The 16,467-nt window shown below is 73.8% G+C and carries 11 protein-coding genes; 9 read left to right on the top strand and 2 right to left on the bottom strand.

Translation table 11 applies throughout. From position 1 onward, the window contains the following. Window positions 1-19: 19 nt before the first annotated feature. Entirely contained in the window at window positions 20-1,558 is a 1,539-nt protein-coding gene (locus ACFYUV_RS19155; protein WP_387669962.1) for a serine/threonine-protein kinase, read from the bottom strand. A gap of 95 nt (window positions 1,559-1,653) precedes the next feature. Between ACFYUV_RS19155 and ACFYUV_RS19150 the strand changes: the two genes are divergently transcribed. The 5 genes from ACFYUV_RS19150 to scpA all read left to right on the top strand — a co-directional run bounded on the left by ACFYUV_RS19150 (window position 1,654) and on the right by scpA (window position 9,259). Further along, entirely contained in the window at window positions 1,654-3,519 is a 1,866-nt protein-coding gene (locus ACFYUV_RS19150) for a potassium transporter TrkA (protein WP_387669961.1), read from the top strand. Window positions 3,520-3,560: 41 nt separating this feature from the next. Beyond that, window positions 3,561-4,499 carry an S-methyl-5-thioribose-1-phosphate isomerase gene (gene mtnA / locus ACFYUV_RS19145; RefSeq protein ID WP_387669960.1) on the top strand — a complete coding sequence of 313 codons (939 nt, stop codon included), beginning with the start codon at window positions 3,561-3,563 and terminating at the stop codon, window positions 4,497-4,499. Window positions 4,500-4,577: 78 nt separating this feature from the next. Beyond that, complete coding sequence (locus tag ACFYUV_RS19140) at window positions 4,578-5,357, top strand: N-acetylmuramoyl-L-alanine amidase (RefSeq protein ID WP_387669958.1); 780 nt, start codon at window positions 4,578-4,580, stop codon at window positions 5,355-5,357. 45 nt (window positions 5,358-5,402) lie between these two features. Beyond that, window positions 5,403-7,118, top strand: a complete 1,716-nt coding sequence (locus ACFYUV_RS19135) for a methylmalonyl-CoA mutase family protein (protein WP_387669957.1) — start codon at window positions 5,403-5,405, stop codon at window positions 7,116-7,118. Next, a complete protein-coding gene (gene scpA / locus ACFYUV_RS19130) occupies window positions 7,115-9,259 on the top strand; it encodes a methylmalonyl-CoA mutase (protein WP_364334009.1) in 2,145 nt (714 codons plus the stop codon). Before ACFYUV_RS19135 ends, scpA begins: the two co-directional genes overlap by 4 nt. A gap of 91 nt (window positions 9,260-9,350) precedes the next feature. Here the strand turns inward: scpA and ACFYUV_RS19125 are convergent, their stop codons facing one another. Then, a complete protein-coding gene (locus tag ACFYUV_RS19125) occupies window positions 9,351-11,051 on the bottom strand; it encodes a protein kinase (RefSeq protein WP_387669956.1) in 1,701 nt (566 codons plus the stop codon). Between the two features lie 101 nt (window positions 11,052-11,152). Between ACFYUV_RS19125 and meaB the strand changes: the two genes are divergently transcribed. From meaB to ACFYUV_RS19105, 4 genes are all read left to right on the top strand, one after another. Then, on the top strand, window positions 11,153-12,121 hold the full coding sequence (meaB, locus tag ACFYUV_RS19120; protein WP_352354119.1) for a methylmalonyl Co-A mutase-associated GTPase MeaB: 969 nt from the start codon (window positions 11,153-11,155) through the stop codon (window positions 12,119-12,121). Between the two features lie 215 nt (window positions 12,122-12,336). Next, window positions 12,337-14,622, top strand: a complete 2,286-nt coding sequence (locus ACFYUV_RS19115) for a CehA/McbA family metallohydrolase (protein WP_387669955.1) — start codon at window positions 12,337-12,339, stop codon at window positions 14,620-14,622. Window positions 14,623-14,750: 128 nt separating this feature from the next. Continuing rightward, window positions 14,751-15,371: a TetR/AcrR family transcriptional regulator gene (locus tag ACFYUV_RS19110; RefSeq protein WP_387669953.1), complete on the top strand. Its 621-nt coding sequence runs from the start codon at window positions 14,751-14,753 to the stop codon at window positions 15,369-15,371. Next, window positions 15,368-16,429, top strand: a complete 1,062-nt coding sequence (locus ACFYUV_RS19105) for an acyltransferase (RefSeq protein ID WP_387669952.1) — start codon at window positions 15,368-15,370, stop codon at window positions 16,427-16,429. Before ACFYUV_RS19110 ends, ACFYUV_RS19105 begins: the two co-directional genes overlap by 4 nt. Window positions 16,430-16,467: the final 38 nt, after the last annotated feature.

The raw sequence follows: 16,467 nt of genomic DNA, 5'->3' as shown, positions 1-16,467 counted from the left end.
GGTTATACGAGTGGTTCGGTCACTTCTTGCCGAGATCGCCGGTCTGGGTGACCATGCCCAGGCCGGGCACGTCCCGCCAGGTGTAGGTGAGAGTGTCGCCTTCAAGCTCCAGCCAGACAGTACCCGGGATGCAGCCGCCCGTGGACGTCCCGAGGGAGAAAGTCAGCCGGTCCGGGCGCACCTCGGTCAGGGTGATCGTGGCGGCGCAGTCGACCTGGGAGTCCTTCTCCGTCCAGGCCGCCCGCGACTGGCCGGCCTTCAGTTCCACCGCGTTCTCGGCGCCGTCGGGGTCGAGCGGGTTGGTGGTGTCGGTGTGGCCGGACCAGGTGCCGGCGAAGGCGGCCGGGATCTTCAGATCGCCGGTGCCGCCGGGGGTCGCGGTGGCCGCCGCCGTGCCCGTCCCGGAGGTCGTGGCGGGTGTGGCGGGGCCGGTGGCCGTGGCCGGCGGGGTGGAGAGGGCGGCGGCGGCCGTGGACGGCGGCGGGGTGGACAGGGTGGCGGTCGAGCCGGGCGTGCGGGTGGTCAGCAGGACCACGCCGCCTGCCACGGCCAGGGCCAGCAGGGCCGCTCCGGCGCCGACGAGGGCGCGGCGTCCCCGATTTCGGGCCGCGCGGCTCTCGCGCGTGTCGGCCGCCCCCGGATCGCCCCTCAGAGCCCCCGCACCCGGCCCCGCTCCCGGCCCCGCTCCCGGCCCCGCTCCCGGCCCCGCGCCTGTGGCCGGGGTGGGGGAGACCAGGGTCATCAGGAGGGCGGCGGCCGTCGGGCGGTGGGCGGGGTCCTTGGCCAGGGCGCCGGCGACCGGCCCGCGCAGCCGGGGCGGCAGCGCCGACAGGTCGGGCTCGGCGTGCAGCACCCGGTGCAGCACCGCCGGCACGGTGTCCGCCCCGAACGGGCTGACCCCCGTTGCCGCGTAGACCATCGTCGCCCCCCACGCGAACACGTCGGAGGCCCCGGAGGCGGGCGAGCCCGCGATCTGCTCCGGCGACAGGTACGCGGGCGTGCCGACCAGCCCCGAGGTGTGCGTCGCCGCCCCCTCGGCCCTGGCGATGCCGAAGTCCACCACCCGCGGCCCGTCCGGCCCGAGCAGCACGTTGGACGGCTTGAAGTCCCGGTGGACGACCCCGGCCGCGTGGATGGCCGCCAGCGCGGTGGCCGTGCCGACCGCCAGGCGCTCCAGCTCCCCGCCGCGCAGCGGGCCGCGCCCGGCGGCGTTCCCGGCGGCGTTCCCGGCGGCGTTCCCGGCGGTGTTCCCGGCCACCCGGTCGGCCAGCGAGGGCCCGTCCACGAACTCGCTCACCACGTACGGCCGCGAGCCCCGCGTCGAGACGCCGAGCACGCGGGCCGTGCAGAAGGAGGCGATCGACTCCAGCGCGTCGAGCTCGCGCGCCAGCCTGGCCCGGGTCTCCTGGTCACCGGCGTTGAGCAGCTTGACCGCGACCGGCTCACCGGAGGCGGAGTGGGCCAGGTAGACCACGCCCTGCCCGCCCTCGCCCAGACGCCCGGCCAGCCGGAAATCGCCCAGGAACGCCGGATCGTCCGGTGTGAGGGGGGTCACCATGGCGGCTACGTTACCGGTCGCCATGCGGAAGCCAAGATCGCCCGGTACCTTGTGACGTCGGTTTAAATCACTCCTTACACGGAGGTATCGGGGAAGTGTCGAGGATCACGGTCCGCGAACGGGCGCGGTACTGGTTCGACAACACCATGTCCAGGGGGACGGCCTCGCTCATCGGCTGGCTCGCGGTGGTGTCGGTCGCGCTCATCCTCGTGGTGGCCGCGCTCACGCTCTGGCTCGCGCCCGACGAGCCCGACGGCGTCAGCGGCCCCGGGCAGGTGCTGTGGGTGGCCCTCATGCACGCCCTCACCCCCAGCAAGGTCGCCAGCGACAAGGGCTCGTTCGGCTACATGACCGTCATGTTCGCCGGATCGCTGGGCGGCATCTTCATCGTCAGCATGCTCGTCGGCCTGCTGTCCAACGGCCTCAAGCAGAAGGTGGACCGCCTGCGCAGAGGCCGCTCGCGCATCGTCGAGTCCGGCCACACCGTGGTGCTCGGCTGGTCCGACCAGATCTTCACGATCGTCACCGAGCTCGTCAAGGCGCACGCCAGCCAGAAGAACTCGGTCATCGCCGTCCTGGCCGACCGCGACAAGCTCGCCATGGAGGAGGACATCCGCGAGCACGTCGGCGACCTCGGCAGGACCCGCCTGGTCTGCCGCACCGGACGTCCCACCGAGCCGCGCGACCTCGGCCTGATGAACCTCACCGCCGCCAGGTCCGTCGTCGTGCTCTCACCCGAGGGCGAGGACCCCGACGCACACGTCATCAAGATCCTGCTCGCCCTGGCCAAACGGGACGGCTCCCACCCGCCCGTGGTCGCCGCCCTGGCCTCCGCCCGCAACCTCGCCGCCGCCCGGCTGGCCGGCGGCGAGGACGTGCACCTCGTCGACTCCGACGACACCGCCTCCCGGCTGATCGTGCAGTCCTCCCGCCAGTCCGGCATGTCCGTCGTCTGCATGGACCTGCTCAACTTCGACGGCGGCGAGATCTACCTGCGCGCCGACGAGGAACTGGTCGGCGCCACCTACAGCAAGGCCCTGCACGCCTACGAGACCGCCGCCGTCATCGGCTTACGCGGCCCGGCCGGCGTCGTGCTCAACCCGCCCATGGACACCGTCATCACGGCCAAGGATCAGGTCGTCGTCATCGCCCACGACGACTCCCACATCACCCTCGCCACCGGCGAGCCCCCGATCGACGAACAGGCCGTCACCACCGCCGCCGCCCCGCAGCCCGAGCCCGAACGCACCCTCCTGCTCAACTGGAACGGCCGCGCCGAGCAGATCGTGCGCTACCTGGACGGCTACGTCTCCACGGGCTCGGTCCTGGACATCGCCGCCGACCACCCCAAGGCCGGCACCGGCCTGACCGGGCTGCGCACCCTCACCGTCAACGTCAAGGACTGCGACACCACCGACCGGTACGCGCTGGAATCCCTCGGCGTCGGCCTCTACCAGCACGTCATCGTCCTGTCCGACGACCGCTTCGACCCCCACCACGCCGACACCCGCACGCTCATGACCCTGCTCCAGCTCCGCGACATGCAGAGCACGCTCGGCGAGCACTACTCGATCGTCAGCGAGATGCACGACGAGGGCAACCGGGCGCTGGCCGAGGTCACCGAGGCCGACGACATCGTCATCAGCGACACCGTCATCGGCCTGCTGCTGGCCCAGCTCGCCGAGAACCGGCACCTCGCCGACGTGTTCGGCTACCTGTTCGACTCGCACGGCTCGGAGATCTACCCCCGGCCCGCCGCCTCCTACGTCCGGACCGGCACAGAGGTCACCTTCGCCACCATCGTCGAGGCGGCCCGGCGCAGGGGCGAGACCGCGATCGGCTACCGCGACAACGTCTCCAGGAACGTCCCGCCGCACTACGGCATCGTGCTGAACCCCGCCAAGAGCGACACCGTCGTCCTCGGCCGGGGGGACTCGGTGATCGTCCTGGCCGAACGCTGACCCCCGGCCCGGCCCACGACCCGTCGGCTACCGTGTGCGGCGTGAGGACCATCGACTGGGCCGGCGACGCCGTCGAGCTCGTGGACCAGACCCTGCTGCCCGGCCGGTGCGTGCGGCTGCGCGTCGAGACCGTGGCCGAGCTCGTCGCGGCGATCAGGCGGCTGGCCGTGCGCGGCGCCCCCGCGCTCGGCGTGGCCGGCGCGCTCGGCGTCGTCCTCGCCGACGGCGACCGCGGCCAGATCGCCGAACTGCGCGCGGCCCGCCCGACCGCCGCCAACCTGGCCTGGGGCGTCGACCAGGCCGCCGCCCACGTGGACAAGGGCCGGCAGGCGGTCCTGGCGGCCGCGCTGCGGATCCGCGACGACGACATCGCCGCCTGCCTGGCCATGGGCGAGCGCGGCGCCGCCCTGCTGGAGGGCGACCGGCTGCGGATCATGACCGTGTGCAACACCGGCGGCCTGGCCGCCGTCGAACGCGGCACCGCCCTCGGCGTCGTCCAGACGCTGCACGAACGCGGCCGCCTGGCCGAGGTGCTCGCCCTGGAGACCCGCCCGCTGCTCCAGGGCGCCCGGCTCACCACCTGGGAACTGGCCAGGATGGGCGCGCCGCACCGGCTGGTCGCCGACTCGGCGGGGCCGTACCTGCTGGCCAAGGGCGAGGTGGACGCGGTGCTCATCGGCGCCGACCGCATCGCCGCCAACGGCGACACCGCCAACAAGATCGGCTCGTACGCGCTCGCGCTCGGCGCCGAACGGGCCGGAGTGCCGTTCATCGTGGTCGCGCCCGAGTCCACCATCGACCCCGCCACGCCGACCGGCGACCACATCGAGATCGAGGACCGCGACCCCGAGGAGATCCTCACCGTCGGAGGTGTACGCCTGGCCCCCGAGGGCACACAGGCGCTGAACCCCGCGTTCGACGTGACGCCGCACGATCTGATCACCGCGATCGTGACCGAACGGCGGGTGATCAGACCGTGAAATAGCGCGATCCCCGGACCTGCTCACCTCGCTGGCGTTACGCTCGGTCGTCCCGATATCTACTCTCGGAGAGCACTCGTGGACATCGATCTGGTGTTACGCCGCGACTGGCAGGCCCGCGCGCCCCGCGGTTCCTACACCCAGCTTGACTCGACCAAGGGCGTCAAGGTCCACTACACCGGCGGCCGGGTCGAACCCGCCATCGTGTCCGACCACGCCGGCTGCGTCTCCCTCGTGCGATCGATCCAGGCGTACCACATGGACGGCAACGGCTGGATGGACATCGGCTACAGCTTCGTCGCCTGTCCGCACCGGAAGGTGTTCGAGGGGCGGGGGCTGCATCACCTGCCGGCGGCCAACGGTCCCGGGCTCAACGCCGGTCACTACGCCGTGCTCGGGCTGGTCGGCAACGCCGGGCTCGTGCAGCCGCCCGACGCGATGCTGGACGCCGTCCTCGACGCCGTCCAGTACGTGCGCGACCGGGGCGGCGCCGGCAAGGAGATCAAGGGCCACCGCGACGGCTACTCGACCGACTGCCCCGGCGACCCCCTGTACGCCTGGATCAAGCGCGGCGCGCCCCGCCCCGGCGGCGGCACCACCCCGCCGCCGCCCAAGGGCGCGCCGCCCTTCCCCGGCCGGTTGCTGAAGTACCCGCCGGTCATGGAGGGCGAGGACGTGCGCACCTGGCAGCGGCAGATGCACAAGCGCGGCTACGACCTGACCGTCGACGGCGCGTACGGCGCCCGGTCCCGCGACGTGTGCCGCGAGTTCCAGCGCGAGCAGGGCGTCGAGGACGACGGGATCGTGGGCCCGCTCACGTGGAAGCTGGCCTGGGAGGCGCCGACGGCTGACGGGTAACCCCCGGATTACTGCGGCGGCCGGGCAGCGCCTACTATCCGTTGCATGGAACTGGCAGCGGGCTTTCCTCCCACCACTCGCGACGACTGGCGGAGGCTGGCGGTCGAGGTCCTGCGCAAGTCGGGGGTCGAGGCGGGCTCGCCCGAGGAGGCGCTGTCCAGCCCGACCTACGACGGCGTGCCGGTCATGCCGCTCTACGACGCGGGCGACCTGCCGGGCGATCCGGGGCTGCCGGGCGCGCCGCCGTTCACGCGGGGGGCGCGGGCGCGGCCCGGCTGGGACGTCCGGCAGCGGCACGCCGTGGCCGACCCCGAGGCGGTGCTGGCCGATCTGGAGAACGGCGTCACCTCGCTCTGGCTGGTCGTCGGCGACGGCGCGATCCCGGTGGGCGCGCTGCCCGCCGTGCTGAAGGACGTCTACCTCGACCTGGCCCCGATCGTGCTGGAGGCGGGGGAGCACACGCGGGAGGCCGCCGAGGCGCTGTTCGGCCTGGCCGCCGCGCAGGGCGTCACGCCCAGCGGCAACCTGGGCGCGAGCGGCGTCGAGGGGGCGGAGCTGGCCGGGCGGTGCGTCGCGGTCCCGGGGCTGCGCGCGGTCATGGTCGACGCCACGCCGTACCACGACGCGGGCGCCGCCGACGCCGAGGAGCTGGGCTGCTCGATCGCGCGGGGCGTGGCCGAGTTGCGCACGCTCACCGGCGCCGGCCTCACGGTTGAGCAAGCGCTAGGCCAGATCGACTTCCGGTACGCCGCCACCGCAGACCAGTTCGCCACCATCGCCAAGCTGCGCGCGGCGCGCCGGTTGTGGGCCAGGGTGGCCGAGGTGTGCGGCGCCGCCGAGCACGGCGGCCAGCGGCAGCACGCCGTCACCAGCGCGGCCATGATGACCGCCCGCGACCCCTGGGTGAACATGCTGCGCACCACGCTGGCCTGCTTCGCGGCGGGCGTCGGCGGGGCGGAGGCGGTCACCGTGCAGCCGTTCGACGCCGCGCTCGGCCTGCCCGACGCCTTCTCCCGGCGCATCGCCCGCAACACGCAGTCGCTGCTGCTGGAGGAGTCGGGGATCGGGCGGGTGACCGACCCCGCCGGCGGCTCCTGGTACGTCGAGCGCCGCACCGCCGACCTGGCCGAGCGTGCCTGGGCGTGGTTCCAGGAGATCGAGGCCGCCGGAGGCGTGGCGGCCGCCGGGGAGCTGATCGAGCGGCGCGTCGCGGCCACCCGGGCCCGCCGCGACGACGACATCGCCCACCGCCGCTTCCCGATCACCGGCGTCAGCGAGTTCCCCGACCCCGGCGAGAAGCCGCTGCGCCGGCCGCCCGCCCCCGCCGGGCGGCCCGTGGCCCGCTACGCCCAGGAGTTCGAGGCGCTGCGCGACGTCGCCGACGCCCTGCCCGAGCGTCCGAAGGTGTTCCTGGCCACCATCGGCCCGGTCGCCGCGCACACCGCGCGGGCCTCCTTCGCCGCCAACCTGTTCCACGCCGGCGGCCTGGCCACCGAGACCGCCGGGCCGGGCGCCGACCCCGAGCAGATCGCCACCGCCTTCGCCGTGAGCGGCGCCGCCGTCGCCTGCCTGTGCTCCACCGACAAGCTGTACGCCCAGCACGCCCGCGCCGTGGCCGCCGCCCTGCGGCACGCGGGCGCGAGACGCGTCTGGCTGGCGGGGAAGGGAGACTACGAGGGCGTGGACGCCTGCCTCTACGCGGGGTGCGACGCGCTCGCCGTGCTCCGTCAGACGTTCGAGGACCTGGAGGTGCTGCGATGATCCCCGACTTCTCGGGCGTCCCGCTCGGGCCGGGGGCCGGCTCCGGCGCGGCGGCCGTCCCCGGGGGCGAGGTGTGGGAGACGCCCGAGGGCATCGGGGTCAAGCCGCTCTACACGGCCGCCGACCTCGACGGGCTCGACTTCCTGCGCACCTATCCCGGCGCGGCCCCGTACCTGCGCGGGCCCTACCCCACCATGTACGTCAACCAGCCCTGGACGATCCGCCAGTACGCGGGCTTCTCCACGGCCGAGGACTCCAACGCCTTCTACCGGCGCAACCTGGCGGCCGGGCAGAAGGGCCTGTCGGTCGCCTTCGACCTGGCCACGCACCGGGGCTACGACTCCGACCACCCGCGCGTGGCCGGCGACGTGGGCATGGCCGGGGTGGCGATCGACTCCATCTACGACATGCGGCAGCTCTTCGACGGCATCCCGCTCGACCGCATGTCGGTGTCGATGACCATGAACGGCGCGGTGCTGCCCGTGCTCGCGATGTACATCGTGGCGGCGGAGGAGCAGGGCGTCGCGCCGGAGGAGCTGGCCGGGACCATCCAGAACGACATCCTCAAGGAGTTCATGGTCCGCAACACCTACATCTATCCGCCGGCCCCTTCGATGCGCATAATCTCGGATATTTTCGCTTATACGAGCGAAAAGATGCCGAAGTTCAACTCGATCAGCATTTCTGGCTATCACATCCAGGAAGCCGGGGCGACCTGCGACCTCGAACTCGCCTACACCCTCGCCGACGGCGTCGAGTACCTGCGCGCCGGGATCGCCGCCGGGATGGACGTCGACCGGTTCGCCCCCCGGCTGTCGTTCTTCTGGTGCATCGGCATGAACTTCTTCATGGAGGTCGCCAAGCTGCGCGCCGCGCGGCTGCTGTGGGCCAAGCTGGTGTCGCGGTTCGGGGCGGCCAACCCCAAGTCGCTGAGCCTGCGCACGCACAGCCAGACCTCCGGCTGGTCGCTCACCGCCCAGGACGTCTTCAACAACGTCGCCCGCACCTGCGTCGAGGCCATGGCCGCCACCCAGGGCCACACCCAGTCGCTGCACACCAACGCCCTCGACGAGGCGCTCGCGCTGCCCACCGACTTCTCGGCCCGCATCGCCCGCAACACCCAGCTCCTCCTGCAGCAGGAGTCGGGCACCACCCAGGTCATCGACCCCTGGGGCGGCTCGTACTACGTCGAGCGGCTCACCCACGACCTCGCCGAGCGCGCCTGGGCCCACATCGAGGAGGTCGAGGCGGCCGGCGGCATGGCCAGGGCCATCGAGGCGGGCCTGCCCAAGCTGCGCATCGAGGAGGCCGCGGCCCGTACCCAGGCGCGCATCGACTCCGGCCGCCAGCCGGTCATCGGGGTCAACAAGTACCGCGCCGCCGACGACGAGCCCATCGAGGTGCTCAAGGTCGACAACAGCGCCGTACGCGCCCAGCAGCTCGACAAGCTGGCCCGTCTCCGGGCCGAGCGCGACGGCGAGGCCGTGCAGCGCGCGCTCGACGCGCTCACCAAGGCCGCCGAGAACCCTGCGCCGGGCCTCGACGCCAACCTGCTCAAGCTCGCCGTGGACGCCGCCCGCGCCAAGGCCACCGTCGGCGAGATCTCCGACGCCCTGGAGCGGGTGTTCGGCCGGCACGCCGAGCAGGTGCGTACCATCTCCGGTGTGTACCGCGACGAGTCAGGCAACGCCGAGGCCATCGAGCGCGTCCGCCTGGCCTGCGCCGACTTCGAGCGGGACGAGGGCCGCCGCCCGCGCATCCTGGTCGCCAAGATGGGCCAGGACGGCCACGACCGGGGCCAGAAGGTGATCGCCACCGCCTTCGCCGACCTGGGCTTCGACGTCGACGTCGGCCCGCTGTTCCAGACGCCGGAAGAGGTGGCCAGGCAGGCGGTCGAGGCCGACGTGCACATCGTGGGCGTCTCGTCGCTGGCGGCCGGGCACCTCACGCTGGTGCCCGCGCTGCGGCGCGCCCTGGCCGACCTCGACGCCGCGGACATCATGATCGTGGTGGGCGGCGTCATCCCACCGGGCGACCACGACGAGCTGCGCGCCGCCGGCGCCGCCGCCATCTTCCCGCCGGGCACGGTGATCGCCGACGCCGCCCTCGACCTGCTCCGGACGCTCACCGGCCGCCCGTAGCACTCTCCGGACGCTCACCGGCCGCCCGTAGCGCTGCGGGCGGCTCGGCGGGGCACCGGCCGCCCGTGACCCTTCGGGCGGCTCGCCCGGGTCAGAGGGCGTCGTCGCAGATGGTGACGGCGACGGTGCGCTGACGGGTGACCGGCGCGGTGATCCGCAGCGTGACGCTGTGGGGGCCGGCGGTCGTCAGCGCGGTCGGCGAGGTCAGGTGGCGGGGGGCGTCCTCGGCGACCGTGGCCGAGGAGCGGGCGGTGACCGTGCCGTCGACGATCCAGGTGTACCGGAGGGTTACCGGGGCGCCGGTCCTGGTCACCGCCGCCTGGAGCCGTACCGCGCCGTCCCAGCAGTCGCCGTTCCTGGTGCCGCCGGACGGGCGCAGGGAGGCCAGGGTGAGGCGGTCGGGGGCCGGGGTGGCGCCGGAGGTGCTCTCGTCCTGCGGCCCGGGGACCGGTGTGCGGGTGTGTCGTGGGCGTCGGGTGGGGGAGGTCGCGGTGCCGGGAGTGGGCGCGGGGGTGGGGGCGGTGGTCACGTCGGCCACGTGGGTGGCCTTGGGCGTGGGCGTCGAGGGAGTGAGCCACACGATCGCGCCCGACAACACCAGCACGGACACCCCGGAGATCCCGGCCACCATCGCCGTCTTCACCCGCCGCCGCACCTTGACCTTGGGCGCGGTTCCCGGCGTGGCGGCCTGTGGGGCGGGGGCCTGTGGGGCCGGGGCCTGTGGGTCCGGCGATCCCCCGTGGGGGAGGGGCGGCGTGCCCGCGACCAGACGCAGTCCGGTGGTCCCCGACGCGACCCCCGGCCCTGCGGCGGGCCCGGGACGAGCCGGCGCCCCGGGGGCCGCCGGGCGGGTCGGCGTTCCGGCGGGTGCCGGGCGAGGCGAGGGGCCGGCGGGTGCCGGGTGGGGTGACGCTCCGGCGGGTGCCGGGTGGGTCGGGGGTCCCGACGGTGCTGGGTGGGGTCGGGATCCCGATGGCGCCGGGTGGGGGGAGGGGCCGGAGGTGGGGGCGGGGATGGTGAGCAGGTGGCGGAGGACGTCGGCCATGGGCGGGCGGCGGGCGGGGTCCTTGGCCAGGCAGGCGAGGACCACGCCGAGCAGCGGTTGCGGCAGGTCGCCGGTGCGGGGTTCGTCGTGCAGGATGCGGTTGATCACCGCCGGCAGCGAGTCCTCGCCGAACGGCGGCATCCCCGTCGCCGCGAAGACGATCACCGACGCCCACGCGAACACGTCCGCGGGCGCGCCCGCCTCCCGTCCCGAGAGCTGCTCGGGCGCCATGTACGCGGGCGTGCCCGTGATGGCCCCGGTCGCGCTCACCCCCGTCCCGAACGCCGCCGAGACGCCGAGGTCGGTCACCCGCGGACCGTCCGGCCCGAGCAGCACGTTGGACGGCGTGAAGTCGCGGTGCGCGACGCCCGCCCGGTGCGCCTCGGCCAGTGCCGTCGCGGTCGTCACCGCCAGCCGCCGCAGCTCGTCCGCGCCGCGCAGGGCGCCGGCGTCCTGGAGTGAGGGCCCGTCCACGTACTCGGTGACGACGTACGGCCGGCCCCTGACCGAGGCGTCCAGCACCCGCGCGACGCAGGACGGCGCCACGGCACGCGCGGCGGCGATCTCCCTGGCGAACGGCTCACCGGCGGTGACGCCCTCGGCGAGCACCTTGACGGCCACCGGACCGCCGTCGCGCCCGCGGGCGAGGTAGACGACACCGTGGCCGCCCGCGCCGAGCCGCCCGGCCAGCCGGTAGGGTCCCACCGCCGCCGGGTCGCCCTCGCGGAGGGGTTCGACGTTGGGCATGAGGGGAGTGACTCCTGTGACGGCTGTGATCAGAACTCCAGCACCTTACTGGCAAATAACCGGACTTGTCAGAAGTTAGGCTGATCAATGAGAAGAAAGGGGTGAACCGCGTGCGCTCGCTGGAGGACTACGCCCAAGGCGTACGGGCAGGCTCCCGTACGTGGATCGCCCGCGCGATCACCCTGGTCGAGTCGACCAGACCGGACCACATGGCGCTGGCCCAGCGGCTGCTCGTCGAGCTCACCCCGCTGTCCGGCCGGGCCCGCCGGGTCGGCGTCTCGGGCGTGCCCGGCGTGGGCAAGTCCACCTTCATCGACGCGCTCGGCACGTACCTCACCGGCCAGGGGCACCGGGTGGCCGTGCTGGCCGTCGACCCCTCCTCGACCAGGACGGGCGGCAGCATCCTCGGCGACAAGACCCGGATGGCCCGGCTGTCGGTCGATCCGGCCGCGTTCATCCGCCCGTCGCCGACCTCCGGCACGCTCGGCGGCGTCACGAAGGCGACCAGGGAGGCCATGGTCGTGGTGGAGGCCGCCGGGTTCGACGTGGTGCTGGTCGAGACCGTCGGGGTCGGGCAGTCGGAGACCGCCGTGGCCGACATGGTGGACACGTTCCTGCTGCTCACCCTGGCCCGTACCGGCGACCAGCTCCAGGGGATCAAGAAGGGCGTGCTGGAGCTGGCCGACGTGATCGCGGTCAACAAGGCCGACGGCGAGTACGAGCTCGCGGCCAGGAAGGCGGCCAGGGAGCTGGCCGGAGCGTTGCGCATGCTCCGCTCGGACGCCGGGCCGCCGCCCGTCCTGACCTGCAGCGGGCTCACCGGCGACGGTCTGGAGGAGCTGTGGCGGCGGATCCTGGCCCATCAGGACTCGCTGGACCTGGCCGCCAAGCGCCGCCGTCAGCAGGTCCAGTGGACCTGGACGCTGGTCCGCGACCGCCTGCTCGCCGAGCTGCGTCACGACCCCGAGGTGGCGGCGATCACGGCAGAGGTCGAGCGGGAGGTGCTGGCGGGGGAGCTGACCCCCGCGCTCGCCGCCGACCGCCTGCTGTCGGTGTTCAAACGGCCCTGACGCCCGGCCGTGGCTGTTCGAGCGCCCCTGACGTCCGGCTGTCGGTGTTCGAGTGGCCCTGACGTCCGGCTGCGGGCGCCGGGAGCTCTCCACTCCTCGGAGGAACAGACTTGCGCCCGGGGGAGAAATATCCCCATCCACAGCGTCATCTCCGATCCGACGGCTTGAGCGGGACATGTCACGATGTCGCGCAACCGACGTGGGGAGATGCGCAGATGTGTGCGGAACCGATGCTGCCCGGAACGGTCGCGGAGGCCCTGGAGGAGTACGGTCGCCTGCTGGCCGAGCACGGCATCACCTGGGGCGAGCCGGAGATCCACTACGTGAAGTTCTTCGCCCGGCGCAGGGTGCTGCCGCCCTCGCTGTTCGGCACGTTCTGGCGCCTGGCCTTCGAGGAGGCCGCGCGGCTGCACCCGGGGCAGCCGATCGACCGGCTGGCCGCCCACCTCGCCGAGCCCGACTACGACCGGGTGCTGCGCGACGTCCTGGCCGGCGAGCTGCCGCCGCACCTGACCGCGCTGCGCGTCGGCCCCGACCGGATCGAGCTGCGCGGAGCGCCGATCACCGTCCTGACCCCGGGAGAGCCGCACTCGGGCCCGCACCCGGGCCCGCACTCGGGCCCGCACCAGGGCCCGCACCCGGGCCCGCGCGGGGTGGGCGCGGTGCCGGTCGCGGACGCCCGGCCCGCGACGGCCGTCGAGGCGCCGCCGTCGCCCTCCGGGCGCGGTGCGGAGAAGGTCTTCCTGCTCGTCGACTCCTCCCGCGACACCCCCTGCCCGGTCAGCGTGGACGGCGCCCGCCGCGAGCTGGCCCCCCACGGGGCCTGGCTGGTCGAGGCCGACGCCGGCAGCGTGATCGTGGCCGACGGGCAGCGCGTCCGCCTCGACCCCCTGCTGCGCCCGGTCCCGGCCGCCCGGCTCACGCTGGTGGCGGGGGAGCCGTGCCGGTGGAGCGTCGCCTCCGGGGACGGCCGCGGCTGGTACCCGCCCGGCGTCCCGGCCCGGCACGACTACCACGGCAGGCCCTACTTCCACGGTGACGGCCGCACCCTCGACGTCCCGGCCGAACCGCTGACGATCACCGTCACCCGCGGCATGGAGTACACCGAGTCCGCCCTGGACGTCACCCTGGCCCCGGGCGAGGAACGCGTGGTCCGGCTCACCCCGGAACGCCTCTACGACGCCGCCGCCCGCGGCTGGTACGGCGGAGACCTGCACGTCCACCTCAACTGGGCCGGCGACCTGGTGGGCCTGCCCGCCGACGCGGCCGCCGCCCAGCTCGGCGAGGACCTGCACGTGCTCAACCTGCTCGCCGGGAACGTCTCGGGGCCGCGCGTCTACGACCGGGAGGCCCTCGACCACTGGGCGGGGGAGGACCTGCCCTGGTCCGACGCCACCCACCTGGCCCGCATGGGCGTCGAGTACCGCAACGACCTGCTCGGCCACGTCTACGCCTTCGCCCCGGAGCGCGCGCCGGGCCGGTTCCACACCGGGTTCGCCGGCGACGCCGACTGGCCGCCGAACGCCGAGGGGCTGCGCGAGCTGCGCGGCCTCGGCGCGGTCCTCGGCTACAGCCACCCCTTCGCCACGCCGCTCGCCGACGGCGACCCGCCCAGGGCCGTCGTCTCCCCGGCGCCGCGCAACTGCGCCGCCCGCGAGCTGGTCGCCGACGCCGCGCTCGGCCTGGTGGACAGCCTCGACGTGCTCACCCACGCCTCGATCCCGTCCACGGCGGCCGTCTACCGGCGGCTGATCGGCGCCGGCAACCGGCTCGCCGTCACCGCCGGGACCGACTCGATGATCTCCTTCACGCGTTCGGACAACCAGTCCAACCCGCCCGGCTGGGCCCGCGTCTACGCCCGGGTGGAGGGCGAGCTGACCGCCCGCGCGTTCGCCGACGCGGTACGGGCGGGCCGCACGTTCGCCACCACCGGCCCCTGGCTGGAGCTGACGGTGGACGGGCACGGCCCCGGCCACGTCATCGACGCCCGCCCCGGCGACCTCGTCCGGGTCACCGCCACCGCGATCGGCCCGGAGGTGGCCGCCGTGCGCGTCCGCACGGCCGAGGGCGTGCGCGCGGGCGCGGAACGGCTCCCGGCCGGCGAACGGCTCCCGGCCGGCGAACGGCGCCCGGCCGGCGAACGGCGCCCGGCCGGCGAACGGCGCCCGGCCGGCGAGCGGCGCCCGGACGGCGAGGAACGCCTGACCGTGACGGCCGACCTGCGCGTGGACGAGCCGACGTACGTGCTGGCCGAGGTCGTGTGCGACCCCCACCCGCGCACCATGACCGGCACCGGCTACGCCCTGACCAGCCCCGTCTACGTGGACCTGGCCGGCCGCCGGGTGGCCAGGCGGGACGACGTGCGCTGGTGCCTGGAGTGGCTGGACCTGCTGGAGGAGCTGATCAGGTCGCACGCCCGCCTGACCGCCCCCGGCCAGCTCGCCGACCACATCGCCCTGCTGGACCAGGCCAGAGAGGTCTACCGCGACCGCCTGTCCTGACCCCGGCGCGGTCCCTGACCCCGGCGCGGTGCCTGACCCCGGCGCGGTCCCTGACCTCTCGCGGTTTCCGACCCCTGTGCGACCCCTGACCCACCCGCGTTTCTGGCCGCCTGTGCTAGATTTTGGCCATGCGGTCAGAAAATCAGTCGGGCGGCCAGAAGGCGCGCTCGTTCATCGAGGAGGCCAGGCGGGCGCAGATCATCGCCTCGGCCGTGGAGGTGATCGCCGAGGTCGGGTTCGGTCAGGCGTCGCTGGCGCGCATCGCCCAGCACGCGGGCATCAGCAAGGGCGTCATCTCCTACCACTTCGCCGGCAAGGAAGAGCTGATGGAGGAGGTGGTCAACAGCGTCTACGGCGAGATCGCCGCACACGTCATGGCGCGGATGAAGGGCGTCGAAGGCCCCACCGCCATGGTGCGCACGCACATCCTCGCCGTCGCCGAGCACATGCGCGACCACCGCACCCGGCTCAAGGCCCTCGGCGAGATCTTCTACAACCTGCGCACCGCCGACGGGGAGCCGCGCTACGGCGTCAACGCCAACGACGAGCTCTACCAGCTGATGGAGCAGATCTACGCCTACGGCCAGTCCAGCGGCGAGTTCCGCGACTTCGACCGCCGCGTCATGGCCATCACCCACTTCTCCGCCATCGACGACATGTTCGCCTACTGGGTGGCGAACCCCGACCACGACCTCGACGCGCACGCCGCGGAGCTGGCCGACCTGTTCGAGAGGGCATGCAGGCGATGAAGACCGAGACCGGCACCAGACTCCTGGCCGTCGACAACCTGCGCGTGCTGCTGACCGCGCTGGTCGTCGCCCATCACGTCGCCGTCACGTACGGCAACATCCCGATTTGGTACTACGACGAACCGGCCACCGACCCCTCCGGGGTGGCGCTCGACCTCCTGGTGGTCTTCAACCAGGCGTTCTTCATGGGGTTCTTCTTCCTCATCTCCGGCTTCTTCACCCCCGGCTCCCACGACCGCAAGGGCGGGCGGGCGTTCGTCCGCGACCGGCTGGTCAGGCTCGGGGTGCCGCTGCTGGTCTTCGTCCTGCTGCTGCGGCCGCTGCTGACGCTCGGCGACCACGGCATGCCGTTCTGGAAGTGGTACGTCGTCTCGTGGGACCCGGGGCCGATGTGGTTCGTCGAGGTGCTGATCGTCTTCGCCCTGATCTACGCGTGGTGGCGGCGTGCGGGCAGGTCCGGCGGGCAGGCGGCCGGGGCGCCGAGCCTGAAGGGCGTCGTGCTGTTCACCCTGGGGCTGGCGGCGGTCACCGTCCTGTGGCGCGTCCCGGTGCCGCAGGGCACGTACGTGCCGGTGCTGGGCTTGCCCACGCCCTACTTCCTGCCGCAGTACGCGGCGATGTTCGCGGCCGGCGTGGTCGCCTTCCGGCGCGGCTGGTTCGAGGCGCTGCCCAGGCGGGCGGCCCGCGCCGGGTTCGCCGTCACGGGCGTGGCGAGCCTGGTGCTGCTGCCGGTGTCGAGCCTGACCACGGGCCTGGTGGCGTCGGCGGCCATGGCTTTGTGGGAGTCCGTGGTCGCCGTCGGCATGATCGTCGGGCTGACGGTGCTGTTCAGGGAGCGGTTCGCCGAGCAGGGGCCGCGCGGCAGGTTCCTGGCCGGCAACGCCTACGCGGTCTACGTCATCCACCCGCTGGTGCTGGTCGCCGTGGCCTGGGCGGTGCGGGGGCTGCACGCGGCGGCGGTCGTCAAGTTCGCCCTCGTGCTGGCGGTGTCGCTGCCGTTGTGCTGGGGGCTGGCGTACGCGGTCCGGTCGTTGCCGGGGGCCAGGCGCGTTCTCTGACTGCGGGCTTGACTTTGGGCCTTGCCGGGCCCTCGGCG

This window comes from Nonomuraea sp. NPDC003560 (assembly GCF_042878785.1).
GTDB lineage: Bacteria > Actinomycetota > Actinomycetes > Streptosporangiales > Streptosporangiaceae > Nonomuraea.
Note: the sequence above shows the minus strand (reverse complement) of the source record. Positions and strands in the feature narration are given on the sequence as shown.